We start from the raw sequence: 26,307 nt of genomic DNA, 5'->3' as shown, positions 1-26,307 counted from the left end.
TATCCCCCCTATTTAAGTCTTACACGTGGATCAGCAACGCCATACAAAACGTCAGCTAAAATATTTGCTAAAATTGTAAGAACGGTTATGAGCATTGTGTATCCCAAAAACAATGGATAATCCCTTATATAAATTCCTTCTAGAACGACTTTACCAATGCCGGGCCAGTTGAATATCCTCTCAGTTATCATTGCACCTGCAAATAAGCTAGGTAATTCTAAAGTAAACAAAGTGATCAAAGGTAGAAGAGCATTTCTTAAAGCATGTTTAAAAATAACAGTTCTTTCCTTTAAGCCTTTAGCTCTGGCAGTCCTTATATAATCTTGCTTTATGACTTCTAGCATATTTGCCCTAAAATAGCGGCTTAAGCCCCCTACACTTATTAAAGTTAGAGTAGCAACAGGAAGCACCATGTGCTTTGCAACATCAACTATATGGGCCCAACCAGTATAATTGGATCCTGTTGTTATCATTCCACCTAAAGGGAACCATTTGAGGTCTACTGCAAAAACTTTAAGCATAACAAGACCTAAGAAGAAAGAGGGTAAAGAGTAAAGGATAAATACAAGCAAGGTAGCTATAGTGTCAAATACAGAATACTGCCGTATAGCAGAATAGATACCTATTATAGAGGCAATTAACCATTCAAAAAACATTATAGCTACTCCCAATATAAAGGAATTCCATATAAAATCATTTATTACTCGTACTACAGGTTTTTTAAACAATAAAGAGTCGCCCAAATCACCTTTTAAGACACCGCTTGCCCAAGATATATATCTTTGAGGGAGTGGTTTGTCCAATCCATAAAGGGCCCTTAATTGTGCAGCCCTTTCCTCAGTCATCTTAGGATTTTGAAGTTGAGAGGTGACGTAGTCACCAGGTGCCATTGCAAAAATTAAAAATATTATTATAGAAGCTCCAATTAATGTAGGAATACTCTGTAGTAGTCTGCGTATAATAAACTGTGTCATTCTATCCCTCCTAATAGATGAAAAGCCCGGCCCTTAACAGCCCGGGCTTTTTAAATTTAAATTAGTACTGAAGAATTTCTGCTTGATACAGTGAATAAGTAAAATCTCTGAAAGATGAGATCTGGAATCCTACTACTCTGCTGTTCTTTGCGTTGAGGTCATTTCTCTGATACAGGAAGATGTATGGCAAGTCATCGTTTAATACTTTGTAAAGTTCATGGTAAATTTCCTTGCGTTTATTAATATCTGTTTCTTCACGGCCCTTTAGTATGAGTTCATCAACTTTTGGATTTGCATACCCTATTTTATTCTGAGACCCTTTTGAGAAGAATATAGTATAAGGATCTGGTTCAGGAGTTAAGCCCCAAGCCATGAAGTACATTTCAAAATCGCCTTTATTGACCTTGTCAATTATGGCGTTGAATTCAAGAGGTTCTGCCACAAATTCTATACCCAATTCTTTATAATTTTCTACTGCCATTGGCACTAAAGCATCATTTACTGGATTAGGTGATGAAGCTAAGAAGTGTATTGTAAATTTCTGACCATCTTTATAACGATAACCATCTGGTCCTAATTTCCAACCAGCTTCATCTAAAAGCTGCTTTGCTTTTTCTGGGTTATAGTCATAATGTATTATGTCTTTTTCATCAGGATATGCCCATGATACTTTAGACTGTGGCACATCTCTTACTTCTGCTAAGCCCTGATATACAGCATCAACTATAGCTTTGCGGTTAAGACCATAAGCTAATGCTTTACGCACTCTTACATCCTGGAATTTTGGCAATTTGTGATTGAAAGCTATATAACCATAACCATTAGTTGGAAGTAAGCTATAATCAACAAATCCAAGGCTTTCTAGCAACTCTACGTTATCTTTCTTTGCTGTGATGTTTGAGGTCTCATAGTCTGTTTCACCGGTTTGTAACATTTGAACAGCTGTTTCCTCTGTTGTAGTTTTGTAAATTAAGTGTTTAATTTTTGGAGCACCTTTCCAGTAATTCTCATTTGCTACTAAGCGAACTTCTTGACCAGGAACAAATTTTTCAAATACATAGGGACCTGAGCCGAGTGGCTGCTGTTCTAAAGCCTTTACTCCGTCTAATTTGCCTTTAGCAAAGTCTTTTCCATAATAATGTTGTGGGATAACTGGGATATTAAGGTCTGACAAAGATGTTCCGAGAACTTTTTCTAATTGAATCTGTATTGTATGGTCATCTATTACTTTTATTCCTTCAATTTTGTCTGCATTTCCTTCATTATATTCTTTAAACCCTTTGATTCCTGCTGCAGATAAAGCAATTGGCCCATCATAAGTAGGATCAGCTAGTACATAATAAGAAAATTCTACGTCCTTAGCTGTCAAAGGTGTTCCATCACTAAATTTTACGTCATCTCGTAAATGGAAGGTGATAGTATTGTTATCTTTGTCTATATCCCAACTCTTTGCAAGAGATGGAATGTATGTTCCATCGAAGTCTACCTCTAGTAAACTATCAAAAATAGCGCTGTTTACATAATTGTCATATGATGTTTCAGAATAGAGAGGATTGAAAACTCCTTTTGGCTCATGAAGACCTATTATAAGTGTGTCGGTACGAGCCTTTGATGCTTCTGGTATTTTTGAAGTGTCTTTTGCTTTAGTCCAGTTGTCGCTATCTTGAACTGAAGCTGTAGGTGTTGTTTTTTGTTCTTGAGATTGTTGTGGCGTTTGAGTTTCTGTCTTACCACAGGAGGTCAAAAAAACAGATAGGATAAAAATTAGGGTCACAACTAGAGGAAGCCACTTTTTTCTTAGCATTTTTTAAATCCCCCTTACATTTTATTTTAAATTATATTTATTTTGTACACAATTACTATTATAGCATATTTAATACATATTGACAACATACCCATTAAAAGTGTAAATCTTTTGCGGGATTTTTTTAATTTTGTATATATATTTTTAAAATCTATTAAAATATGAAGATAAAAATTATTAACTTTTAAATCCCTATTTAAATTTTATGCAAACAAAGATGATTTTTGTACATATTTTGTGAAATTTTTTCACAAAAATTTAATAAGCCTTCAAAAAAAGTGGCAAAAACACAATACAATTTAAAATTTAATATTATTTTTAAACTAAAATTGTTTTCAAACACTAAAAAGTAAAGAAATAATAAGATAATTTTAATAGTGTCTTCTTGCTTTGTATGGACTTTATACGGTAAGAAATGGATCTTTGAAAAATATGGAATTAATTCTTAAAAGGCATTGATTTATAAGCAATTATTGATATAATATTTTTATAAAATAAGAGCAAAAGATGGTGATAAAATGTCTGATAATTTTGTTCCCGAGATAACTTCACCTTTAAGGCAAAAGATGGTTTTAGTTCCTGAAGTTATTCATCAAAAAGCTTCGGGAATAAAGGTCTATGGTAAATTAATAAAATCCCTTGTTTTTACAACAGATATTGCTTTGATTAGAAATACTAATGCTCATGCTGTTTTAGCAGTATATCCGTTTACTCCTCAGCCAGTTATTACTCACGCTCTTATGATGGCAGCGGATATACCGGTATTTTGCGGGGTGGGTGGAGGACTTACACAAGGAAAGAGAGTTGTTAACTTGGCTCTTGACGCGGAATTTTCTGGAGCAATGGGAGTTGTTGTAAATGCTCCTACTGCCAATGATATAATCAAAAAAATTAGAGCGACAATAGATATACCTATTGTTGTAACTATAGTGTCGGAGAAAGAGGACATAAAAGGGAGAGTAGAAGCTGGCGCTACAATACTTAACATATCTGGTGCACAAAAGACACCTGATTTAGTAAAACGTGTAAAAGATATTTGTCCCGACATACCCATTATTGCAACAGGAGGTCCTACTGAGGAAACCATTTTAAAGACGATAGAAGCAGGCGCTAATGCTATATCCTATACTCCTCCTACAAATGCAGAGATTTTCTCAGAGATAATGGACAAATACAGAAAAGAAAGGGAATAACTAAAAGGGCTTTTTGGCCCTTTTAGTTATTATAAGTTCATTTTGCTGTCAATTAAATATGAGGTTGCGATAAAGAGAATAAAAAGTGTAAATGTTTCAAAAGTTAGAGCGGCGATATTTAACTCTAATGGTGTAAGATACATTGTTATATTAGAGTTAGTGTTAACGGCTTTTGCGATTATACTGCCAGTTCCAATATGAATGGAATAAGGGAATAATTTTGATATAAGGGTAATAAGTTTGTTTATTATAAAATAAATTAACCACATCAACATGAGAGAAATCCATATGGCGTATTTGTTTGAGTAAAAAATTGTTTTTGTAAGAGTTATGCTAAAATATGACAGAAGAATTAAAAAGATAAAGAAAAGTGTTATAAGTGTAGAAGCAGGTATTAGAGTATTTTTATATTCTAAAATAAAATTGTTTACTATTTCCACAGGGTAATTTATTGATAGATTCAAATAGGATAGCAAAACAACAGTAAATATAAATATTAGAAATTCAGCAATAGCAACTATTAATTTTGCCCCCAATATTGTTTCTCCTCTTTTGGGAATTGTAAAAATCAAATATCCAGAGTTTCCAAAGACATCTTTTGCATAGAGTATTATACCTGATATTACAAGAACAATGTAGACTAAGTAAATTGCTAAAAATGAAAAAGCTAGCGAAACTGTAAAATCTTTGGAAGTAAGTCTCATATTTATATAAAAAAACATAAAAAACATCCCTATTAAAGCTGCAATGTAATATTTGGATCTTCCCTGCAATTCATATTTTATAAGTTTAAACATTAGCATATACCTCCCTAAAAATTTCATCAATTGATTTTCCTTTTTTTCTCCTTAAATCTTCTGTTTCTTCTTTTAAAATTATTGTTCCTTCAGAGAGAAAGGCTACTTCATCAAAAACTTTTTCTATGTCTCTTATAATATGAGTAGAAATAACCATTGAGCTATCTTCATTAATGTTTTTTATTATGGTATCTATTATTTTGTCTCTTGCACTGGGGTCTACGCCGCCTAAAGGTTCGTCTAAAATATAAAGTTTAGAATTTCTTGACAAGAAAAGTGCTAAAAAAAGCCTTTCTAACATGCCTTTTGAAAGGGAAGAGACTTTTTGGTTTTCTTTAAGCTCCATAAAGTCTAAATTTGATTTAGCCTTTTCTTCATCAAAATCATTGTAAAAATCTTTGAAAAAATTTACAGCATCTTTCACCCTCATCCACTTATAAAGAGGATTTACATCAGGTAAATAAGATACAATTTGCTTCGTATAAATTCCCGGCTTTTTACCTTCAATTAGCACTTCTCCTGAAGTAGGCTTTAGTATGCCAGCTATAATTTTCATTAATGTAGTTTTACCACTGCCATTAGGACCTAAAAGCCCTAAGATTTTTCCTCTTTCAACTTCTAAGTCTATGCCTTTCAAGGCTTGGGTATTGTAATAATTTTTTGTTAAATTAGAGATTTTTAAAATTGTGTCCAATTACTTAACCTCCCTTTCTAAGGATTCTTTTACAATTTCTATTATTTCATCCATGTTAAAACCTAAATTTTTGATTTCATTTACAAAGGATGTGACTAATTCCATTGCCATTTCTTTTTTTAATGATTTTAGTTTTTGTACATCGTTTGTAATAAAGGTTCCCATTCCTCTTTGTGTATAGGTGATTTGTTCTCTTTCAAGTTCCTGATATGCTCTTTGGACAGTATTGGGATTTACTTTTAAAATTTCTGCCATTTCTCTGACAGAAGGCAATTTATCACCTGCTTTTAAATTTGCTGTAGCTATCTCTTGTTTTATTGCCTTCATTATTTGAAGGTAAATGGGTATTTTTTCATCAAACTCAATTTTCAATACAACACCTCCATATTGTACTAGTGCACTAATTATATAATACACTAATATTTTCTAAATGTCAATATTAAAGAGATTTTTGTTTATGCAATTCGCTATGTTATAATTAACTTAAAACATATTTAAAAAGGGGAGAGGATGAGATGCAATACAGACAATTTGGCAAGCTAAATATAGCAGTATCTGCATTAGGATTTGGTTTAATGAGGCTTCCTGTAATTGATAATGATAACAGCAAAATAGATGAGGCTGAAGCGATAAAGATGATAAGGTATGCCATTGACAATGGTGTGAATTATATTGATACAGCATGGCCGTATCATGGAGGTAACAGCGAAATAGTTGCAGGTAAAGCTTTAAAAGATGGTTACCGAGAAAAAACTTTTCTTGCTACGAAACTTCCCACCTGGCTAATTAACGAGAAAGAAGATATGGACAAATATTTAAATGAACAGCTCAAGAAACTTCAGACAGACCACATAGATTTTTATCTTTTGCATGCTTTAGATAAAAGCAAATGGGAGAACATGAAAAAAGTTGATGCTTTAAGCTGGGCTGAAAAGAAGAAGCAAGAAGGAAAGATAAGATACATAGGGTTTTCCTTCCATGATGAGTATCCTGTATTCCAAGAGATTGTAGATTATTATGACAAATGGGATTTCTGTCAAATACAGTACAACTATATGGACATAGATGTGCAGGCTGGAGAGAAGGGATTAAAATATGCTGCTTCAAAAGGCTTAGGTGTTGTAATAATGGAGCCTATAAGAGGAGGAAGGCTTGCCAACCCTCCAAAAGCAGTGCAAGACATTTGGGATACTGCAAAGGTTAAGCGTACCCCTGCAGAGTGGGCACTTCAATGGTTATGGAATCAGCCGGAGGTTTCGGTTGTGTTAAGTGGCATGAGCACGTTTGAGCAACTAAAAGAAAATATTGAAAGCGCAAAAAGGTCAGGAATAAATACCTTAACAAAAGAAGAACTTGAGATTGTGAGTAAAGTTAGAAACAAATACAAAGAGCTTTCACCAATTGCCTGTACAGGGTGTAACTACTGCATGCCTTGCCCAAATGGTGTAAATATACCAAGGAACTTTGAACTTTACAACGAAGCTCATATGTATAACATTTATGAGGCTAACCGTAAGGCTTATAAAGATTTGGGAGATGCAAAAGCGAGTTCCTGCATTGAATGTGGTACCTGTGAGAGTGTATGTCCACAACATCTTACAATAATTGATTATCTTAAAGAAGTTGCAGATTATTTTGAAAGAGCATAACGAAAAAGGAGAAGGAGTTTTACATTTCGCTCCTTCTCCTTTTTATGTAATACCATGATGAAAAGCAGTTAAAAATATTGTTATTCCAAGAAGAAGACATATCAGACTTAGTATTAAAATGATGACTAAATAAAATTTTTTCTCCATTTAGTATACCGCCCCTTTTAAAAACATATCTCTATAGTATAGACGAAAAACTTCGCTTTTAGTTTCATTTTTTTAAAATTCTTTCTATAAATTTTTGCCTACTTTTATTGTTTATGAGAGGAGAGTTTGTATGTTTGAGGTTATTGAAGATATGTTAAGTCCAGAATATTGGATTAGGAAAATAGACAATGCCGACAAAGTTATTATGACACCACAAGAGATTGAAAACTTTAACAGAAAGATAATAAATAAAGTAGGTATGGTATGTGACATTGAGACATATAAAGAGAGTTTAAAAAAAGATGAGCTTATTAAGTTAATCAAAAGTTATGAGATACCCAAAAAGTCTATGTACAATAGGTACGGCAACCTCATAGAAGAAGACTTTTATGACGATGTAATAGAAAATACAAATTTAGAAAAAATTGAGGATGTAAATCCAGTAAAATACGGTATAGCAATTCGAAATACTTCTATTAGAAGTTTTCCCACGGAGGAAGCTGTTTTTGACAAGCAGGGAGATATTGAATTTGACAGGTTTCAAGAGACGGGATGTCAAGCTTTTGAACCTTTAGTTATTTTACACAAAAGTAAAGATAGAAAATGGTTTTTTATACAGATGTACAATTACAGAGGATGGATTAAAGCAGAGGATATTGCAATTTCAAAGGACAAAAAAGAGTTATTTGATTATGTAAATTCCTATAAATTTTTAGTGGTCACAGGAAACTACACAAAAACTCGGAGTAATCCTTTTGATATAAGCATTTCTAAACTGGAATTTACAATGGGTACTAAGATACCTCTCGAAACAAACAAAGTTCCAAGGCATATAGGCAATCAATCCGTAGAAGGCAATTATGTAATTAAAATACCTGTAAGAGATAGTAATGGAAATCTTCAATTTAAGTATTCTTTGATTTCCAAAAAAGAAGATATAAATTTAGGATACCTTCCATATACAAGAGAAAATATTCTAAAGCAAGCTTTTAAACTTTTAGGTGATAGGTATGGGTGGGGAGATAGTTTTGGGGGAAGAGATTGTTCAAGCTATATAATGTATGTTTTTAAAACTTTTGGCATAAGGCTTCCTAGGAATGCTAATGAGCAAGAAGCAGTAGCGGACAAATCCTATAAATTTATTGAGGGAATGTCAAATGAAGAAAGAATAAAAGTGTTCGACAGTGTAAAGCCAGGAGCATTAGTCTATATGCCAGGGCATGCTATGATTTACATTGGAAAAGAAAAAGGCATTCCTTATATAATACATAATTTTCATGGGTATGGAGAGAAAAAGGAAGATAAATATGAATTTGTTCCTGTAAATGAAGTTATGGTAACCTCTACTTTTCTGCCGACAACTTCAGGAGTATCTTTTATAGAAAAATTCACTTCTGTTTTGGAAATAGAATAAGGGTAAACTAAAAATTTACCCTTATTCTCCATAGGCTTTTCTATATATTTCTGCAATTTCGGATACCAATGGCATTCTTGGGTTTGAACCGGTGCACTGGTCATTAAAGGCTATATCAGACATTTCCATTATTTGTTTTTCGAATTCTTCTTTATTTATGCCTGCTTCTTTAAGTGTCAAAGGAAGATTAAGCTCTTTCATAAGATTTTTTATTGCTTCAATGAGGCTTTTTACTCCTTCTTCAATGGTTGATGCAGGAAGTCCCAAGAATTTTGCAATTTCTGCATATTTCTCGGCTGCTTTGGGATATTCATATTGTGGGAATGAAGCAAATTTTTTAGGTAACTCAGCATTGTATTCTATGACATAGGGCAGAAGTATTGCATTTGCTCTTCCGTGTGGAAGATGGAATTTAGCACCAAGTATATGAGCCATACTATGGTTTATTCCTAAAAATGCATTTGTGAAGGCCATTCCAGCTATGCATGAAGCATTGTGCATCTTTTCGCGGGCGACTTTATTTTGCCCGTTTTTGTATGCTTTAGGTAGATATTCAAATATCAATTTTATAGCTTTTTCTGCGAGAGCGTCTGTATAGTCTGATGCCATTACAGATACATAGGCTTCAATAGCATGGGTTAAAGCGTCCATACCAGTGTCTGCTGTGACAGAGGGTGGTATTGTCATTGTGAGGTCAGGGTCTATTATAGCGATATCTGGTGTTAATTCGTAATCTGTGAGAGGGTACTTTATATTTTTCTTTTTGTCTGTTATAACTGCAAAGGCAGTAACTTCAGAACCTGTACCGCTGGTGGTTGGTATTGCGATAAATAAAGCTTTTTTCCCCAGTTCAGGAAATCTATAAGTTCTTTTTCTTATGTCCATAAATTTTAACCTTAAGTCTTCGAATTTTGTATCAGGGTATTCGTAGAAAAGCCACATTCCCTTCGCTGCATCTATTGCAGAACCACCACCTACAGCTATTAGTAAGTCAGGCTCAAACCCTCTCATTATTTTTACCCCTTTTTCTACAGTGTCAACTGAAGGATCTGGTTCAACTTCAGAGAATATTTCATATTTAATATTTGCCTTATCTAATTGATACGTTACTTTATCTACAAAACCTAATTTAACCATCACAGGGTCTGTTACAATAAAGGCTTTTTTGCCTTTTACTTGTGACAGATATTGTAATGACCCTCTTTCAAAATAAATTTGTGGTGGAACTCTGAACCATTTCATTCTCTCTTTTCTTATAAAAACTCGTTTTATGTTTATAAGGTTATAAACACTTACATTATCTGTTGTTGAATTTCTACCCATTGTACCGCAACCCAAAGTCAAAGATGGGATAGCCGTGTTATAAATATCTCCAATAGCTCCTTGAGAAGCAGGGGCGTTTACAAGAATTCTTCCTGCTCGTACTCTTTTTGCAAATTCATTAATAATTTGTTGGTTTTCAGAATGTATTACTGCAGAGTGACCAAGTCCGCCGAATTCTGTCATTTCTTCACATCTTTTTATGCCTTCGTTGTAATCTTTGACTGTGTATAAAGCAAGTATTGGACTTAGCTTTTCTCTGGAGAGAGGATATTCTGGTCCTACAGCAGGATATTCAGCTACAAGTATTTTTGTGTTTTCAGGTACTTTAAATCCAGCCATTTCAGCAATTTTTGTTGCCGGTTGACCTACAACTGCTGGATTCATTAAACCGGTGTTTTTGTCTATAGCGAATTCTTCTAGCATTTTAGTCTCTTCTTTATTGAGAAAATAGCAACCATATTCTTTCATTAATTTTTTCACTTCATCTGCTATTTCTTCGTCTATTATCACAGCTTGTTCTGATGCGCATACTGTGCCATTGTCAAAAGTTTTGCTAAGTATTAGGTCTGAGACTGCTCTTTTAATATTTGCAGTTTTTTCAATGTAGCAGGGGACATTGCCAGGACCTACGCCAAGGGCGGGTTTTCCTGAGCTGTAAGCGGCTTTTATCATTCCAGCGCCGCCTGTTGCGAGGATAAGGGAGACGCCGGGATGTGTCATGAGAAGTTGCGTTGCTTCAATTGAAGGCGTTTCAATCCAACCTATGCATCCTTCTGGTGCACCAGCTTTTAATGCTGCCTCGTACATGGTCTTTGCTGCTTCTATACTACATTTTAATGCTTTTGGGTGAAAGCTAAAAATTATTGGATTTCTTGTTTTAATAGCGATTAAGCTTTTGAACATTGTTGTAGAAGTAGGGTTTGTAACGGGTGTTACGCCGGCTATAACTCCTACAGGTTCTGCCACTTCCATATAATTTTCTTCTAAGTTTTCACTAAGGACGCCGACAGTCTTTTTGTCTTTTATATAATTGTACACATATTCTACTGCAAAAAGATTTTTCGTTATTTTGTCTTCATAAACACCCATTTTTGTTTCTTCATGGGCTAATTTTGCCAATCTCACATGATTTTCAATACCAGCCAAAGCCATAGCTTTAACTATTTTATCTATTTGTTCTTGGGTATAAGACATGAATTTTTCTTGTGCTCTTTGTGCTTTTTCTACTAATTGGTCTATTTGTCTTTTAACATCCAGCGTTTCTTTCACTTCTGTTTTTTCTTTTACTTCTCTTCTTTCTTGTAATAAGTTAGGCATAAGAACACCTCCATATTGATAATAATTTAACAAAATATTTTATTTAAATAAAGAGATTGTCAAAGTGTACTTCGAAAAATTTAAGTATTTTTCTATAAAAATTAGAAGTTAACAATAGTTTGCTCTATATTTTAATTGTTATTCATTTAACAATCTCTTTACACTTTTATAATAAAACAGGTTTAAAATGATGTCAATAGTGATAAATCGATATGAAACGATTACTCAAAAAATTTTACATTATGTTTTTGCAGATTATATTGTGATATAATCAAATTACCAGTTTTTAAATTTTTAAGGAGATGAGAAGGTGCTGTATAAAAAATTCTTATCGCCTATTGGCATGCTTACAATATTTTCTTCGGGTAAAGGCATATGTCGTATTGACTTTGAAAATGAGAAATCTTCATTAGAAGGCTTTAAAGAAGGCAGCGATTTTTATATTGAAGAGTGTATACGTCAACTTGACCTATATTTTCAAAAGAAATTAAAAAATTTTGATGTGCGGTTGGATTTGCAAGGTACAGATTTTCAAAAAGCTGTGTGGCGTGAAATTTCAAAAATTCCCTATGGGAAAGTTAAAACATATGGAGAAATTGCTAAATTGATTGGCAAGCCAAAGGCAGCAAGAGCGGTAGGACAGGCTCTTAATAAAAATCCTATTCCTATTATAATTCCTTGTCACAGAGTTATAGGAAAGGATGGCAATTTGACAGGCTTTGGAGGGGGGATTGAGATAAAAAAGTTTTTATTAAGTCTTGAGGGGGTAAAGATTTAACTATCTACAATGGTGCAATTGGTAGTAATTTTGTCAATTGTGCCATTATTTTTAACTTTTTTATGGTATAATGGAGATAAAGAGCAGGTGATAGAATGGATTATTTGGAAACTTTAAAAGAGTTTTTTAAAAATAAAGAGAATATAGTTATGGCTTTTTTGTTTGGCTCTGTTGCCAAAGGAAAAGCTACAAAGGAATCAGACATTGACATAGCAGTTTACCTTAAAGAATATGATGAGAAATTTGTCTATGGTTTATGGAATGAATTGGAGGATTTGCTTAAAAGGGATGTTGACCTTATTGTTTTGAATATAGCCAATGCTACTGTTGCTTGGGAAGCTTTGAGAGGAAAAAAGATTATAATAAATGACCATGATTTTTATATAAACTACATGCTTGAAGTGTCTATGGAGGCAGAAGATTTTAGAAAAACTGTTCTTGATATATATAGATACAGACAGGAAAGAAGGGAGAAAAATGCTTAAAGATTCTGATAAAATTAATGTGATAAAAAGGATTGAATTTATACAAATTGAATTGGAAGATTTAAAAGCGCATAAAGAGTTGAGCTTTCAAGAATACAATGCCAATAGGATAGTTAGAAGAAATGTTGAAAGGATGATTGAAAATATAGCCAATGCACTTATTGACATTTCAAAAATTTTGATTGCCAATGAAAATGTTGAAATACCCGATTCTTATAGAGAGATAATATTAAAATTAGGGGAAATAAAAGTAATAGATATAGAGCTTGCCAAATCCATAGCAGAAATAGCAAGACTTAGAAATGTCCTTGCCCATCAATATCTTGATATAAAGTGGAGTTATATAAGAAATTTTTTGACAAAGAAAATTGACGATGTTTATGAATTTTTGAGGACCATTGAGTTATATATAAATAATTAAAAAAGAAGTGGTGAATTATGGATAAAAAAACTGTTGTGGATATATTGAATGAGATTGGGCTTTTACTCGAGTTGAAAGGAGAAAATCCCTTTAAGGCAAGGGCTTATTACAATGCGGCTCGCACTATAGAAGTTCTTGATGAAGATATAGAGACCCTTGTGAAAGAAGATAGGTTAAAAGATGTAAAAGGCATAGGAGAAGCGTTAAATAAAAAGCTGACAGAGCTTATAACAACAGGAAGGCTTGAGTATTATGAAAAATTAAAGGAATCAGTGCCTCCGGGCCTCATAGAGATGTTAAAAATCCCGGGATTAGGCCCTAAAAAGATAAAGACATTGCATGAAAAACTGGGGATTACGACAATTGGCGAATTAGAATACGCCTGTGTTGAAAATAGGCTTGTGGACCTTCCTGGTTTTGGTGAAAAAACACAGAAGAAGATTTTTGAAGGAATACAGTTTATAAAGCAGTTTACAGGACAGCACCTATATTTTGAAGCCTATCAAGAAGCAGTCAAGCTTAAAGAGTATTTGGAAGGGACAGGGCTTACTATAAGATGTGAGATTGCGGGAAGTCTAAGGCGCAAAAAGGAAATCGTAAAAGACATTGACATACTGGCTACTTCTGATAATCCCGAAAAACTTATGGACTTGTTTGCTTCCTATGAAGAGGTACGGGATGTGATAGCAAAAGGGGATACAAAGACAAGCGTAACACTAAACTCAGGAATAAATGCAGATTTAAGAGTAGTAAAAGATGAGGAATTCCCTTATGCTCTTCACCATTTTACAGGAAGTAAAGAACACAACACAGCTATGAGGCATAGAGCAAAAGAGATGGGCATAAAAATGAACGAATACGGGCTTTTTAAAGGGGATGTCCTTATTAAATGCAGCTCTGAAGAGGAAATTTTTAATAAACTTAATTTGTCTTATATTCCTCCAGAGCTTAGAGAGAACATGGGAGAAATTGAGGCGGCAGAAAGAGGAGAAATACCTGCCTTGATAGAAGAAAAAGATTTAAAAGGCGTATTTCATGTACACACTACTTATAGCGACGGTAGAAATTCTCTTGTTGATATGGTAGAGAGAGCGAGAAAGCTAGGATATAAATACATAGCGATTACTGACCACAGTAAATCTGCTTTTTATGCCGGTGGATTGGCAGAGGAAATGCTATTGAAACAGTGGGAAGAAATAGAAGAGTTAAACAAAAAATACGATGATATAGTCATATTAAAAGGTATTGAATCGGATATTTTGCCGGATGGGTCATTAGACTACGACGAAGAAATTTTAAAAAGATTCGATTTGGTTATAGCTTCTATACATTCTCATTTTAGAATGACTAAAGAAGAGATGACAAAAAGAGTGATAAACGCCATTAAAAATAAATACACAAAGATAATAGGCCATTTGACTGGAAGACTTTTACTGGCAAGAGACAGCTATGAAATTGACGTCTATCAAGTAATTGACGCGGCAAAAGAATACGGCAAAATAATTGAGATAAATGCCAGCCCCTATAGATTAGACCTTGACTGGAGATATATAAAATATGCAAAAGATAAAGGTGTAAAATTTGCCATATGTCCGGATGCCCACAGTGTAGAAGGGTTGGAAGATGTAAAGTATGGCATTGGTATTGCAAGAAAGGGGTGGCTTGAAGCAAAAGATGTTGTAAATACTTATGAACTGGAGGCAGTGTTAGAGATTTTTTCTAATATGTAAAACCGCTTTTAATTTTATTAGCGGTTTTTTTATTTTATTTTTTTGAAAAGCTTTAAGAAATCTTGACATACTATTATGAGAAGAGTACAATATATTTTGTATCAGAAATATTTGAATACAAAATATTCGTGTGCGAAATAATTTAAAATGCGGTGGTGAAAATGGAAGAGATAAACAACGGATTGAAAATACTTAAGCTTTTAAAACAAATAATGAATATTATAAAGCATTCTATGAAATACGAATGCAAAGATTTTGACATTACAGGACCACAAGGAATGCTTATGGGCATTTTAGCCCGTTATGGTGAAATGAAAGTAAGTGACTTAAGTCAGAGATTAGGGCTTTCCAATAGCACTGTTTCTGGCATTATTGACAGGTTAGAAAAGCAAGGCTTGGTAGAGAGGACGAGAAGCACTGAAGATAGAAGAGTTGTTTATGTCAGTGTGACTCCTAAGTTTAAAGATACTTTTCAAAAACATTTCAAAGAAGCTGAAGAGAAGTTTGAAAAATTAATAAGTAGAGCAAGCCCACAAGACCTTAATAAAATAATTGAAGGATTAGAAGCACTGAAAAAAATATTGGAAAAACAACATGATTTATAGTGAGGAAGTATAACAAAATTAAGTAAATAAGTTGAGGAAGTAGAAATTTAAAAAGAAGTAGTTCTCACAAAAGAAATCGAGGCAAATTTTTAGGAGGAGAAGGTGTTGGTATGGTAAAACTGGCGAAATATTTAAAACCCTATATTCTGTTGATTTTTTTAGCAGTGTTCTTTATATTTGTTCAAGCAATGAGTGATTTGTCATTGCCTGACTATATGTCCAAGATAGTTAACAATGGAATACAGCAAGGTGGCATAGTAAATGCAGTGCCTGAGGCTATAAGGAAAAGCGAAATGGATAAACTTTTGCTATTTGTTACACCTGAAGAAAAGGAAGAGATTTTAAAAGATTATACATTAGTAGACAAATCCAGTCCTGATTATGATAAATATGTAAAAAAATATCCTATTCTTTCAAAAGAGCCTGTATATGTCCTTAAAAGCGTAGATAAATCAGAAATTGACAAAATAAATTTACCTATGGGGAAAGCCTTTTTAGCTGTTACAGGTGTGGAAAAAGCTAAAGCCAGTGCAAAAAACGGAAGTATAGAATTTAATGGAAAGAAAATACCGGCAAATGTAGACCTCTTTGCTATGATGTCTCAACTGCCAGAAGAGCAACTTATTCAAATAAGAGATGAAATGAACAAAAAGTTTGCTTCTTTAGGTGACAATATGGTTATACAAGCTGCAACAATGGCTGTAAAAGAAGAATACAAGGCAATTGGCATAAATACAGACAAAATTCAAACTGATTACATTCTTCATACTGGCCTTATAATGCTATTGATAACTGGACTGAGTGCATTAAGCACTATTATGGTAGCATTTTTTGCATCAAAAGTGGCAGCTGGAGTAGCGAGAGATTTGAGAAGAGATTTATTTGCAAGAGTAGAGAGCTTCTCTAATGCTGAATTTGACAAATTTTCTACGGCTTCTTTGATAACAAGAACTACAAATGATATTACACAAATACAAATGCTTCTTGTAATTATGATAAGAATGGTGTTTTATGCGCCTATAATGGGTATAGGTGGTGTATTTAGAGCACTTAGCAAAAGTGTTTCAATGTCTTGGATTATAGCTTTAGCAGTAATAGTACTTTTAGGTATAATATCAGCATTGTACTCCATTGCGATGCCCAAGTTTATGCTAATGCAAAAATTGATTGATAGATTAAACTTAGTTACTCGTGAAAATTTGTCAGGAATAATGGTGGTAAGAGCTTTTAATAATCAAAAATTTGAAGAAGAGCGCTTTGACAAAGCTAATCAAGATATTACAAAAGTAGGGCTTTTTGTAAATCGTGCTATGGCATTTATATTTCCATCTATGATGCTTGTGATGAATGGAATTACTCTTTTGATAATATGGGTAGGAGCTCACCAAATCCAAAATTCCAGCATGCAAGTTGGAGACATGATGGCATTTATGCAATACGCTATACAGATTATCTTTGCATTTTTGATGTTCTCAATGCTGTTTATAATGATACCAAGAGCATCAGTATCGGCAGAGCGTATTGCTGAGGTTTTGGCTACAGAGCCTTCTATAAAAGACCCAGAAAATCCAAAACAATTTAATGAAAATATGGCTGGAACTGTAGAATTTAGGAATGTATCTTTTAAATATCCAGGTGCTGAAGAATACGCTTTAAAGGATATAAACTTCAAGGTTTTGCCAGGGCAGACAGTAGGCATAATAGGAAGAACAGGTTCTGGAAAGAGTACCTTAGTGAATTTGATCTTGAGATTTTACGATGTGACAGAAGGACAGGTTTTGGTTGATGGTGTAGATGTAAGAGAGGTAAGGCAGGAAGATTTACGCAGCAGAATAGGATATGTACCCCAAAAAAGTTGGCTTTTCAGTGGTACAATTAAATCAAATTTGAAATACGGAAATGACCAGGCTACGGACGAGGAAGTAAAAGAAGCAGCAGAAATTGCACAAGCAATGGAATTTATAAATGAAAAGACCAAGAAATTTGATTCAGAGATTGCACAAGGAGGAACAAACGTTTCAGGAGGGCAAAAGCAGAGGCTTTCCATTGCTCGTGCTCTTGTTAAAAAGCCTGAAATATACATTTTTGATGAAAGTTTTTCAGCTCTTGACTTCAAAACAGAGTCAGCTTTAAGGAAAGCCTTAAGAGAAAGGCTAAAAATCAAGCACTGTTATAATGGTGTCACAAAGGGTGTCAACTCTTTTGCATGCAGACCAAATAATAGTGCTTGAAGAAGGTAAAATTGTGGGCATAGGGAAACACAAAGACCTACTTAAAAACTGTCAAACTTACAGAGAAATAGCTTTATCACAGCTGTCGGAGGAGGAATTGGCATGAGTGAAAATAGAAGAATAGACCCCAAACAGATGCCCAGACTTCGCGGGCCAGGAATGGGAGGCGGTCCCCATGGCATGGTTCGCGGTGGAGAAAAAGCGCGAGATTTTAAAGGCACAATGAAAAAGTTGATAAAATATTTATCAGCTTATAAAATTTCTATAATAAGTGTATTTATATTAGCAGCTCTTAGTGCTTCCTTCTCCATTGCGGGTCCTAAAATACTCAGTAAAGCCATAACCAAAATTTTTGAAGGTGTAATGAATAAAATAACAGGGCAAGGCAGTGGCATAGACTTTGAATATGTAGGAAAGATAATTCTAATTCTCATAGGCTTATATGGTTTAAGTGCTTTATTCGGATACCTGCAAGGATGGATAATGTCTGGGGTTGCGATGAAAGTTACCTATAGATTTAGAAAAGAAATTTCTGAAAAAATTAACCGCCTGCCTTTGAAATATTTTGAAAGCACAAATCAAGGGGAAATATTGTCACGTATTACAAATGACGTGGATACAATTACTCAGACTCTCAATCAAAGCTTGACTCAGATAATCACTTCTGTGACGACAGTAGTAGGCGTTTTGATTATGATGTTTACCATAAACTGGCTTATGACTTTAGTGGCGCTTTTGATAATTCCTTTGTCTTCTTTGGTAATTGCCTTTATTGTCAAACATTCACAAATGTATTTTAGAGAGCAGCAGGATTATTTAGGGCATGTAAATGGTCATGTGGAGGAAGTATATGGAGGCCATAATATAGTAAAGGCTTTTAATGGAGAGAAAAAGAGCATTGAAAAGTTTGATGTATTAAATAACACTTTGTACGGAGCAGCTTGGAAGTCACAGTTTTTGACAGGTATTATGATGCCACTTATGAATGTAATAGGAAACTTGGGTTATGTGGCGGTTACAGTTTTGGGTAGTTGGTTGGTCATAAAAAATGCAATAGAAGTGGGGGATATTCAGGCGTTTATACAGTACATCCGATCTTTTACACAGCCTATTGCTCAGATTGCAAATATTTCCAATATACTGCAACAAACTGCTGCCTGTGCAGAAAGAGTATTTGAGTTTTTGGAGGAAGAAGAGGAAGTTCCAGATAATCCACAGCCTGTAAAAATTGAAGATATAAAAGGGAATGTGGAGTTTAGAAATGTTCGTTTTGGATATAGACCTGATAAAATGGTGATAAATAACTTTTCTGCTTCTATTAAGGCAGGACAAAAAGTTGCAATTGTCGGTCCTACTGGTGCAGGAAAGACTACTATAGTGAAACTTTTAATGCGCTTTTACGATGTGAATGAAGGAGCTATTTTGATTGACGGGCATGATATAAGAGATTTTACGAGAGAAGATTTGCGTTCACTTTTTGGCATGGTGCTTCAGGATACTTGGCTTTACAATGGTACTATTATGGACAATATAAGATATGGCCGTCTCGATGCTACTGATGAGGAAGTTATAAAAGCTGCTAAGGCAGCTCATGTTGACAGTTTTGTAAGGACATTGCCAGGGGGCTATAACATGGTATTAAATGAAGAGACCACAAATATTTCTCAAGGGCAAAAGCAGTTACTAACTATAGCAAGAGCTATTTTGAAAGATCCCAAAATTCTCATACTCGATGAGGCTACAAGCTCTGTAGATACCCTTACAGAAATACAAATACAAAAAGCGATGGATTACCTTATGAAAGGACGCACAAGCTTTATAATCGCTCATAGGCTTTCTACGATAAGGGATGCTGACTTGATACTTGTCATGAACCATGGAGATATTATAGAGCAAGGTACCCACGAAGAGCTTCTTGCCAAAGGCGGTTTTTATGCAAGTCTCTATAACAGTCAGTTTGAAAAAGAGGAAGAGATGGCAAGTTAATACCATTTGATGTGTGTGCAAAACGTCAGCAACCTACAAAGCTTGGCCATCCGCATTTGATAATTATTCTTGACACAGACTACAGAAAATGATAAATTAAAGGTGAAAACAAAATAGGTGGTTATGTCCGCTGGGGGAGCCTTAATGGCTGAGATGGCATTGATGCCAAACCCTTGGAACCTGATGAGGGTAATGCCTCCGTAGGGAATGCGGCTCAAAAATACCGCATTTCGCGGTATTTTTTTCAGCGAACATAGCCTCTAAATATCATGGAGGTGTTTTTTATTATGTCCTACATTATAAGTATATTTTCTGATTTTGCCAAAATAAAACCAGTGACCTTATCAGTTATATTGGCAATTTTATTGGCAGCTTTTCTTTTATATCTGATGCGAAGAAGTGTCAAATTTGACACAAAGATGCTTGTCTACGGAGCACTTTCAATTGCTATTTCTTTTGTGCTGTCATATATAAGGTTTTACCACTGGCCACAGGGTGGTTCCATAACGCCTGCCAGCATGCTTCCACTTTTTATATTTGCGTATTATTATGGACCAGGTCCTGGTGTGATTGTTGGCATGGCATATGGACTTTTGCAACTTATTCAAGACCCCTTTATAGTCCAATGGGTGCAAGTACTTCTCGACTATCCTTTGGCTTTTGGTGCATTAGGACTTGCTGGCTTTTTTAGAAAAAACCTGAGTTTGGGAATTTTAGTCGGCGGATTTGGACGATTTTTCTCTCACTTTTTATCCGGAGTATTCTTTTTTGCAAGCTATGCGCCAAAAGGAATGAGTCCTATAGTTTATTCACTTTTAGTTAATGGAAGCATAATAGGTGTAGAAGTGGCAATATGTTTTGCAGTTTCACTAATTCCTCAAGTTAGAAATGCTATCGAGGAAATTAAAAAGAAAGCAATTGCTTAAAGGGGTATTTCCCCTTTTTATTTTTTTCAATGGATAGCCAAAATAATGGTATAATATTTTGTAAGAAAAAATTTAACATAAAATTAACATCCCTATAATGTTTTTTAATGTTATCATAAGATAATTTAATCAAAGGTTATGGGAAAGCCCATGGATAAATAGGAACAGGCCATAAAAGAGTAGCAAAGGCTGTTGAAAAAGCTTTTGAAAAGTACGATAATGTATATATAATTGTAGATATAAAGAATATAAAATCCTTTTGAAAGTTAAGAGAATTGTTGTTTGAAAACCTTGATAAACTTAAGTATATGAAAAAAGAATGGAAGAATTGGTTTATAAAAATTCCGCTGATAGAGTGTGTGAAATTGTGCTGAAAAATTTCGATGAAAGCATTAGTGAAATGAGATTATAGGGAGGGGATTTTGCTGATGCAAATAAAAAGAGTGCTTCTTGACAAAGACAAAAACATTTTTTTCTATATAAACAAAAGAATAAAATGTAATATATTGGACAAAATAATGCCTAAAATAACTCATATAGGAGGTCCTTTTTTTACAATATTTTCTTGCTTATCTTTAATATTTTTCGGAAAAAACAATGTGAAAGCCTCTGCTTTAGAAGCTTTAACTGCTCTTGTAAGCAGCCATTTGTTTGTTCAGCTCTTAAAAAGAAAATATACAAGACCAAGGCCTTATATGGTATTAGCTAATACAAATACTTTTAAACATCTTTTAAAAGATTATTCTTTTCCTTCAGGTCACGCTACTGCCAGTTTTTCACTTGCTATGACTTTTTCAATGTTTTTTCCAAGCCTTGCACTGTTCTTTATTTCGCTGGCAGTACTTGTAGGGATTTCAAGGATATACATTGGACTGCATTATCCTTCAGATGTATTAATGGGCTCAACGATAGGTATTACTTTTTCTTATCTAACCCATTTTATAGCTACAAAGTTGTTTTTGTAAAAAATTTTTCAAAATAGATTGACAGATTGTAAATAGAAGAATATAATGTAGAAGGGCACAAGTTAATACAATCGTTAGGTGAGGCTCCTATACAGATATACGCTGCTGCCCGGAAACATCGAGAGATGCTAACGGGTCAACAAGTATTACCGAATTAAGGTTTTACTTAATGCAGCTGGAGGATGCTCCAAAGCTGTATAGTGCCAAAGCTCAACGAATTGAAATGTTAAAAAACCTCTTTCATTCGTTGAGAGGTTTTTTAATTTGCGAAAAAACGGAGGTGAGAAGAATGGACGGTGGAGGTAGTAGTAAAAGCTATAAAGGTATATGTAATATGACATTGAAGAAGGATGGGCATAGTTTGAGGCCACGTCCATTCTTCTCACACGTGGCCTTTTCAATAAATTTTGCTATTTCTTAAAATGCCTATTTATCCCTTCTTTTGGTGTCCTATTACATATACCTCCAAAACAATTCCTTTTAATTCCATCGTCTAAGTGCGAAAGTTTTTCACAAAAAAACAAATACTGTAACTGTAAGGTTGCAAAAGACTCAGCAGCCTTAGTCTATTATTGTGTTTTGGAGGTGTATGGAAATGATCAAAATCGCAAAGAAAAATGGATTCACAGATACGATACTTACCCAATTAATTGAGTTTGCGAAAAAAGATGTAGATGAAGTTTTGGCACAATTAGGCACAGACAGAGAAGGTTTGACTTCTGAGGAAGCAGAAGATAGACTTGAAATGTATGGGTTAAATGAAGTAGCCCATGAAAAACCAGCTCCTTGGTATATTCAATTGATTAAAGCTTTTATTAATCCCTTCATAGGTATATTGGTATTTTTGGCAATTGTGTCATATATAACTGATGTACTTTTTACTGCACCTCAAGACAGAGATTGGAGCACCATAATTATTATCTCTATAATGGTAACGGTTAGTGGACTGCTTCGCTTTGTTCAAGAGTACCGCTCCAATATAGAAGCGGAAAAATTGAAAGCCCTTGTTCACACGACTGCTGCAGTTATTCGCAAAGATACAGGTGAGAGAGAAATAAAAATGGAAGAAATAGTACCTGGTGATATAATACATTTGGCAGCAGGAGATATGGTACCTGCAGATGTTAGGGTTATTACTTCCAAGGACTTATTCATAAACCAAGCGACCTTGTCAGGAGAATCTGAACCAGTTGAGAAATATCCGGATTTAAAAGAAGAAAAAAGGAAAGCTAAGGATTTAAACCTCTCAGACTTAGAAAATATATGCTTTATGGGTACCAATGTAGTAAGTGGCTCTGCTATTGCTGTAGTTCTTTCAACAGGTGACCGTACTTATTTTGGTTCAATGGCAAAGTCCCTTGTAGGGCATAGGGCAATGACAAGTTTTGAAAAGGGTATTAACAATGTCAGCAAAGTGCTTATCAAGTTTATGGCAGTTATGTTTCCAATTGTTTTTGTGATAAATGGCCTTACAAAGGGTAATTGGTTGGATGCATTGCTTTTTGCCTTGGCTGTAGCTGTTGGACTTACTCCCGAAATGCTTCCAATGATAGTCACTACAAACCTTGCTAAAGGTGCTGTGACAATGGCAAAACATAAGACAATTGTCAAGAGATTAGATGCTATTCAAAATTTCGGAGCAATGGATATACTTTGTACTGATAAGACTGGCACTTTGACATTAAACAAAATAGTTGTAGAAAAACATCTTGATATACATGGAAATGAAGATGACAGAGTTTTAAGACATGCATATCTTAACAGTTATTATCAAACAGGTCTAAGGAACTTGATGGATGTAGCTATTTTAGAGTATGGAGTTGAAAAGGGCTTTAATGGTTTAGATAAAATATACAAAAAAGTTGATGAGATACCCTTTGATTTTGTAAGGCGAAGAATGTCTGTAGTTTTAGAGAGCGAAGGTGGGAAAAGGCAGCTTGTAACGAAAGGCGCCGTTGAAGAAGTGCTTTCCATCTGCGAATACGCTGAGTACAAAGGTGAAGTTGTTCCTTTGACAGATGAAATACGCCAAGAAGTAAGAGAAATGGTAAGAAAATTAAATGAAGACGGAATGAGGGTGCTTGCCGTAGCTCAAAAAAATGATGTTCCACCAGAGGGAGTTTTCAGTGTGGCGGATGAAAGTAAGATGGTTCTCATGGGTTATATAGGTTTTCTAGACCCGCCAAAAGAATCTGCACCTTATGCGATAAAAGCCTTAAAAGAACATGGAGTAGATGTAAAAATTCTTACTGGTGACAATGAAATAGTGACAAAGAAAATCTGTAAAGAAGTGGGGATTGCTGTAGAGAATATTCTATTAGGAAATGAAATAGAGAATATGACAGATGAAGAATTAGCAGAAGTAGCAGAAAAGACGACAATTTTTGCAAAACTTTCTCCTATGCAAAAATCGAGAATAATAAAGGCTTTACAAAGCAAAGGCCACATTGTTGGATATATGGGGGACGGTATCAATGATGCGTCTGCACTAAGAGAAGCCGATGTTGGAATTTCTGTTGACTCTGCAGTAGATATTGCAAAAGAATCAGCAGATATAATACTTTTAGAAAAAAGTCTTACGGTATTAGAAGAGGGAGTTGTAGAAGGACGCAGAATTTTTGGAAATATTATGAAATACATTGCAATTACATCGAGTTCTAATTTTGGTAATGTATTTTCAGTTTTAGTAGCAAGTGCATTTTTGCCTTTTTTGCCAATGCAGCCATTGCAACTTCTTTTCCTTAATTTAACTTATGATTTGTCAATGACATCAGTGCCTTGGGATACAATGGATAAAGAGTATATACAAAAGCCAAGAAAATGGGATGCTGCAAATATAGGCAATTTCATGGTATGGTTTGGACCTACTAGTTCAATTTTTGATATAACCACTTATGCTTTGATGTTTTTTGTAATTGGTCCGTTGGTTATAGGTGGCTCTTACTTCTTGTTGCCTGAAGCACTTAAACTCCAATTTGTTTCACTTTTCCAAACAGGCTGGTTTGTAGAAAGCTTATGGACGCAAACAATGGTAGTTCACATGCTTAGGACCGAGAAGATTCCTTTTATACAAAGCATTGCTTCATGGCCACTATTACTTTTTACCTCAGCAGCTGTTACAGTAGGAACGATTGTGCCATTTACTTCTTTTGGAGCTAAACTTGGGATGACGCCTCTACCAGCAATATACTTCTTGTTCTTGGCAGCTACGCTTCTTGCATACTTGACTTTGGCGCAATACGTTAAAACGAGATTTGTAAAAAAATTTGGAAGTTTGCTGTAATTTTGGACAATAGATTAGCCAAGTCAGACAAAGGGGACGGTTCCCTTTGTCTGAAATTTAAAAAGCCTGGACAGAAAGCACTGTCTGGGCTTTTTTACAAATTTGTGAAAACAAGAAAATATCCTACTGAGATGGAAATTAAATTAAGGAAGTAATTTGACATAATAATAGAATTAAAGTAAAATGGTGCCATGGGATACAAAATCATTATAACTACCAGTGGAATTATAAGAGCTAATAGATACCTGTAATTTACTGAGTATTTGCCTTCTTTTAAAGGATCTAATCAAAGGGGGAATTAGATGAAAAAAAGAGTAATATTTTTATTGGTCTTGGTTGCCATTTTAGCTTCGGCTATGATCCTTTTTGCAAAATTTTCATTATCCGAAAAATCTAGTAGAGAAAAAATAGTTGTAACTCCAGACATATTTGGAAGAGTGAAATTGAATGGCGGGTATATAGGCTTATCTTACGACTTTTCTCAAGTGAAGATGTTAAAAATAGGTGATGATAGAATTGAAGTTATAGATAAAAAAACAGGAAAGCTATTAGATGCCTATGGTGAAGAAATCAAATCTTTGGATAATGGTAGGAGCCAATATATAGTATATCGTGAAAAAGAAAATGATTTTGGAATTCTGCGATTGTATACAATTTTTGAAACCCAAGAAGAAAATGGGAATAAAGAAATTGGCAAAGTAGTAGGTAAGTATTGGGATATAATGTCGCGAAGTGGTTGGTATATAGAAAATCAGCATGTAGTTACTATTTCTACAACGGGGAATTTTCCTACTACAGAAATAGAAACGGGTGGCACAGTTACTATTGTTAAAAATAGGGTATATAGAGATATAAATTCGCTTTTTTTGAAAAAAAACTATGAATTTATAAGAAAAAATATTGATTTGGGGTATCGTTATAGTTTGTATTAAAAAATATGACTTTACTCCCTATTCTATTGTGGTATATAGAACAAGTGAGGGCTTTTTTAATAAAAGAAAGCCCTCAGAGGAATTTGCAAAAAAATATTGGCCACTATTAGGAATAGACAATGCTACTCAACAAAAGCTTATCAATAAAATTAAAAAGGGGAAATATTAGATGCTTACCGTTCGGTAATGAAACTCTTAACCATTAGGAAAATGATGTTAAAATTTTTCAATGGTAAGTTTATCTAAAACTATATCTGCTACAAAAACTTTATATTACCAAAAGTGTTTAAGGTTATTGAATTGATACATAAAAAATGATATCATATATAGTACTAAATGAATAAAGCAATTTATTATGGCTATATTTAATATTACGGAGGATTTTCATGAGCCAGATTAAAAAACTGTATAAAAAAATAAAAGAAAATCCTAAAAATGTTAGATTCGAAGAAATAGATAAAATTTTAAAATATTTTGGATTTGAAGCTCGAGAGCCAGGAAGTGGTTCAAGTCATATAACTTATTCTCATGCTGACCTAGAAGACATATTAACTATTCCAAAAGGAAGGCCTCACATTAAGGCGGTTTATGTAAAAAAGGCTTTGAAGCTTATTGAATTGCTTGATGTTAAATTTGAAGATGAGGAGGAATAA

General features: G+C 34.2%; 20 protein-coding genes, 1 pseudogene and 2 riboswitches. Of the genes and pseudogenes, 15 read left to right on the top strand and 6 right to left on the bottom strand.

Annotated elements, in window-relative coordinates; genetic code table 11:
• Positions 1-8: 8 nt before the first annotated feature.
• Complete coding sequence (locus THESIDRAFT1_RS05215; protein WP_003869655.1) at positions 9-974, bottom strand: ABC transporter permease; 966 nt, start codon at positions 972-974, stop codon at positions 9-11.
• 61 nt (positions 975-1,035) lie between these two features.
• Complete coding sequence (locus THESIDRAFT1_RS05210) at positions 1,036-2,778, bottom strand: ABC transporter substrate-binding protein (protein ID WP_003869656.1); 1,743 nt, start codon at positions 2,776-2,778, stop codon at positions 1,036-1,038.
• Positions 2,779-3,296: 518 nt separating this feature from the next.
• On the opposite strand from THESIDRAFT1_RS05210, the gene THESIDRAFT1_RS05205 reads away from it, so the two are divergent.
• Positions 3,297-3,971 (top strand): beta/alpha barrel domain-containing protein, encoded by a 675-nt coding sequence (locus THESIDRAFT1_RS05205; protein WP_003869657.1) that lies wholly within the window; start codon positions 3,297-3,299, stop codon positions 3,969-3,971.
• Between the two features lie 29 nt (positions 3,972-4,000).
• Here the strand turns inward: THESIDRAFT1_RS05205 and THESIDRAFT1_RS05200 are convergent, their stop codons facing one another.
• Genes THESIDRAFT1_RS05200 through THESIDRAFT1_RS05190 form a run of 3 tightly spaced genes read right to left on the bottom strand, consistent with a single transcriptional unit; the run spans position 4,001 to position 5,834 of the window.
• The gene (locus THESIDRAFT1_RS05200; RefSeq protein WP_006569744.1) at positions 4,001-4,768 is read right to left on the bottom strand and encodes an ABC transporter permease; all 768 of its coding nucleotides are present in this window, start codon (positions 4,766-4,768) and stop codon (positions 4,001-4,003) included.
• Positions 4,761-5,462, bottom strand: a complete 702-nt coding sequence (locus THESIDRAFT1_RS05195) for an ABC transporter ATP-binding protein (protein ID WP_006569743.1) — start codon at positions 5,460-5,462, stop codon at positions 4,761-4,763. Before THESIDRAFT1_RS05195 ends, THESIDRAFT1_RS05200 begins: the two co-directional genes overlap by 8 nt.
• Complete coding sequence (locus tag THESIDRAFT1_RS05190) at positions 5,463-5,834, bottom strand: GntR family transcriptional regulator (RefSeq protein ID WP_003869660.1); 372 nt, start codon at positions 5,832-5,834, stop codon at positions 5,463-5,465.
• Positions 5,835-5,977: 143 nt separating this feature from the next.
• On the opposite strand from THESIDRAFT1_RS05190, the gene THESIDRAFT1_RS05185 reads away from it, so the two are divergent.
• Both THESIDRAFT1_RS05185 and THESIDRAFT1_RS05180 read left to right on the top strand, forming a co-directional pair.
• Complete coding sequence (locus tag THESIDRAFT1_RS05185; protein ID WP_006569742.1) at positions 5,978-7,111, top strand: aldo/keto reductase; 1,134 nt, start codon at positions 5,978-5,980, stop codon at positions 7,109-7,111.
• 277 nt (positions 7,112-7,388) lie between these two features.
• On the top strand, positions 7,389-8,672 hold the full coding sequence (locus THESIDRAFT1_RS05180; protein WP_003869662.1) for an SH3 domain-containing protein: 1,284 nt from the start codon (positions 7,389-7,391) through the stop codon (positions 8,670-8,672).
• A 21-nt stretch (positions 8,673-8,693) separates the two neighbouring features.
• Here THESIDRAFT1_RS05180 and adhE read toward each other — a convergent pair whose 3' ends face one another.
• A complete protein-coding gene (adhE, locus tag THESIDRAFT1_RS05175) occupies positions 8,694-11,312 on the bottom strand; it encodes a bifunctional acetaldehyde-CoA/alcohol dehydrogenase (RefSeq protein ID WP_006569741.1) in 2,619 nt (872 codons plus the stop codon).
• A gap of 310 nt (positions 11,313-11,622) precedes the next feature.
• On the opposite strand from adhE, the gene THESIDRAFT1_RS05170 reads away from it, so the two are divergent.
• The 12 genes and pseudogenes from THESIDRAFT1_RS05170 to THESIDRAFT1_RS05105 all read left to right on the top strand — a co-directional run bounded on the left by THESIDRAFT1_RS05170 (position 11,623) and on the right by THESIDRAFT1_RS05105 (position 26,307).
• A complete protein-coding gene (locus THESIDRAFT1_RS05170) occupies positions 11,623-12,090 on the top strand; it encodes a methylated-DNA--[protein]-cysteine S-methyltransferase (protein WP_003869664.1) in 468 nt (155 codons plus the stop codon).
• A gap of 95 nt (positions 12,091-12,185) precedes the next feature.
• The gene (gene mntA, locus THESIDRAFT1_RS05165; RefSeq protein WP_003869665.1) at positions 12,186-12,575 is read left to right on the top strand and encodes a type VII toxin-antitoxin system MntA family adenylyltransferase antitoxin; all 390 of its coding nucleotides are present in this window, start codon (positions 12,186-12,188) and stop codon (positions 12,573-12,575) included.
• A complete protein-coding gene (hepT, locus tag THESIDRAFT1_RS05160) occupies positions 12,568-12,996 on the top strand; it encodes a type VII toxin-antitoxin system HepT family RNase toxin (RefSeq protein WP_003869666.1) in 429 nt (142 codons plus the stop codon). The genes mntA and hepT overlap by 8 nt, the downstream gene beginning before the upstream one ends.
• A gap of 17 nt (positions 12,997-13,013) precedes the next feature.
• Positions 13,014-14,726: a DNA polymerase/3'-5' exonuclease PolX gene (polX, locus tag THESIDRAFT1_RS05155; protein ID WP_006569740.1), complete on the top strand. Its 1,713-nt coding sequence runs from the start codon at positions 13,014-13,016 to the stop codon at positions 14,724-14,726.
• Positions 14,727-14,887: 161 nt separating this feature from the next.
• Complete coding sequence (locus tag THESIDRAFT1_RS05150) at positions 14,888-15,331, top strand: MarR family winged helix-turn-helix transcriptional regulator (RefSeq protein WP_006569739.1); 444 nt, start codon at positions 14,888-14,890, stop codon at positions 15,329-15,331.
• A 110-nt stretch (positions 15,332-15,441) separates the two neighbouring features.
• A pseudogene (locus tag THESIDRAFT1_RS05145) lies at positions 15,442-17,668 on the top strand (ABC transporter ATP-binding protein).
• On the top strand, positions 17,665-19,548 hold the full coding sequence (locus THESIDRAFT1_RS05140) for an ABC transporter ATP-binding protein (RefSeq protein ID WP_006569737.1): 1,884 nt from the start codon (positions 17,665-17,667) through the stop codon (positions 19,546-19,548). The pseudogene THESIDRAFT1_RS05145 and the gene THESIDRAFT1_RS05140 overlap by 4 nt, the downstream one beginning before the upstream one ends.
• 122 nt (positions 19,549-19,670) lie before the next feature.
• Positions 19,671-19,773, top strand: a riboswitch (TPP riboswitch).
• A 62-nt stretch (positions 19,774-19,835) separates the two neighbouring features.
• The gene (gene thiT / locus THESIDRAFT1_RS05135; RefSeq protein WP_003869671.1) at positions 19,836-20,474 is read left to right on the top strand and encodes an energy-coupled thiamine transporter ThiT; all 639 of its coding nucleotides are present in this window, start codon (positions 19,836-19,838) and stop codon (positions 20,472-20,474) included.
• A 428-nt stretch (positions 20,475-20,902) separates the two neighbouring features.
• Positions 20,903-21,439, top strand: coding sequence for a phosphatase PAP2 family protein (locus THESIDRAFT1_RS05130; RefSeq protein ID WP_003869672.1), 537 nt, complete (start codon positions 20,903-20,905; stop codon positions 21,437-21,439).
• 63 nt (positions 21,440-21,502) lie between these two features.
• A riboswitch (M-box (ykoK) riboswitch) is annotated at positions 21,503-21,670 on the top strand.
• Positions 21,671-22,034: 364 nt separating this feature from the next.
• Positions 22,035-24,722: a magnesium-translocating P-type ATPase gene (mgtA, locus tag THESIDRAFT1_RS05120; protein ID WP_004398941.1), complete on the top strand. Its 2,688-nt coding sequence runs from the start codon at positions 22,035-22,037 to the stop codon at positions 24,720-24,722.
• 302 nt (positions 24,723-25,024) lie between these two features.
• The gene (locus THESIDRAFT1_RS05115; RefSeq protein ID WP_003869674.1) at positions 25,025-25,654 is read left to right on the top strand and encodes a hypothetical protein; all 630 of its coding nucleotides are present in this window, start codon (positions 25,025-25,027) and stop codon (positions 25,652-25,654) included.
• A 386-nt stretch (positions 25,655-26,040) separates the two neighbouring features.
• Positions 26,041-26,307, top strand: a complete 267-nt coding sequence (locus THESIDRAFT1_RS05105; protein ID WP_003869675.1) for a type II toxin-antitoxin system HicA family toxin — start codon at positions 26,041-26,043, stop codon at positions 26,305-26,307.

It is taken from the genome of Thermoanaerobacter siderophilus SR4 (assembly GCF_000262445.1).
In the GTDB taxonomy this organism is placed as follows: Bacteria; Bacillota; Thermoanaerobacteria; order Thermoanaerobacterales; family Thermoanaerobacteraceae; genus Thermoanaerobacter; species Thermoanaerobacter ethanolicus.
Note: the sequence above shows the minus strand (reverse complement) of the source record. Positions and strands in the feature narration are given on the sequence as shown.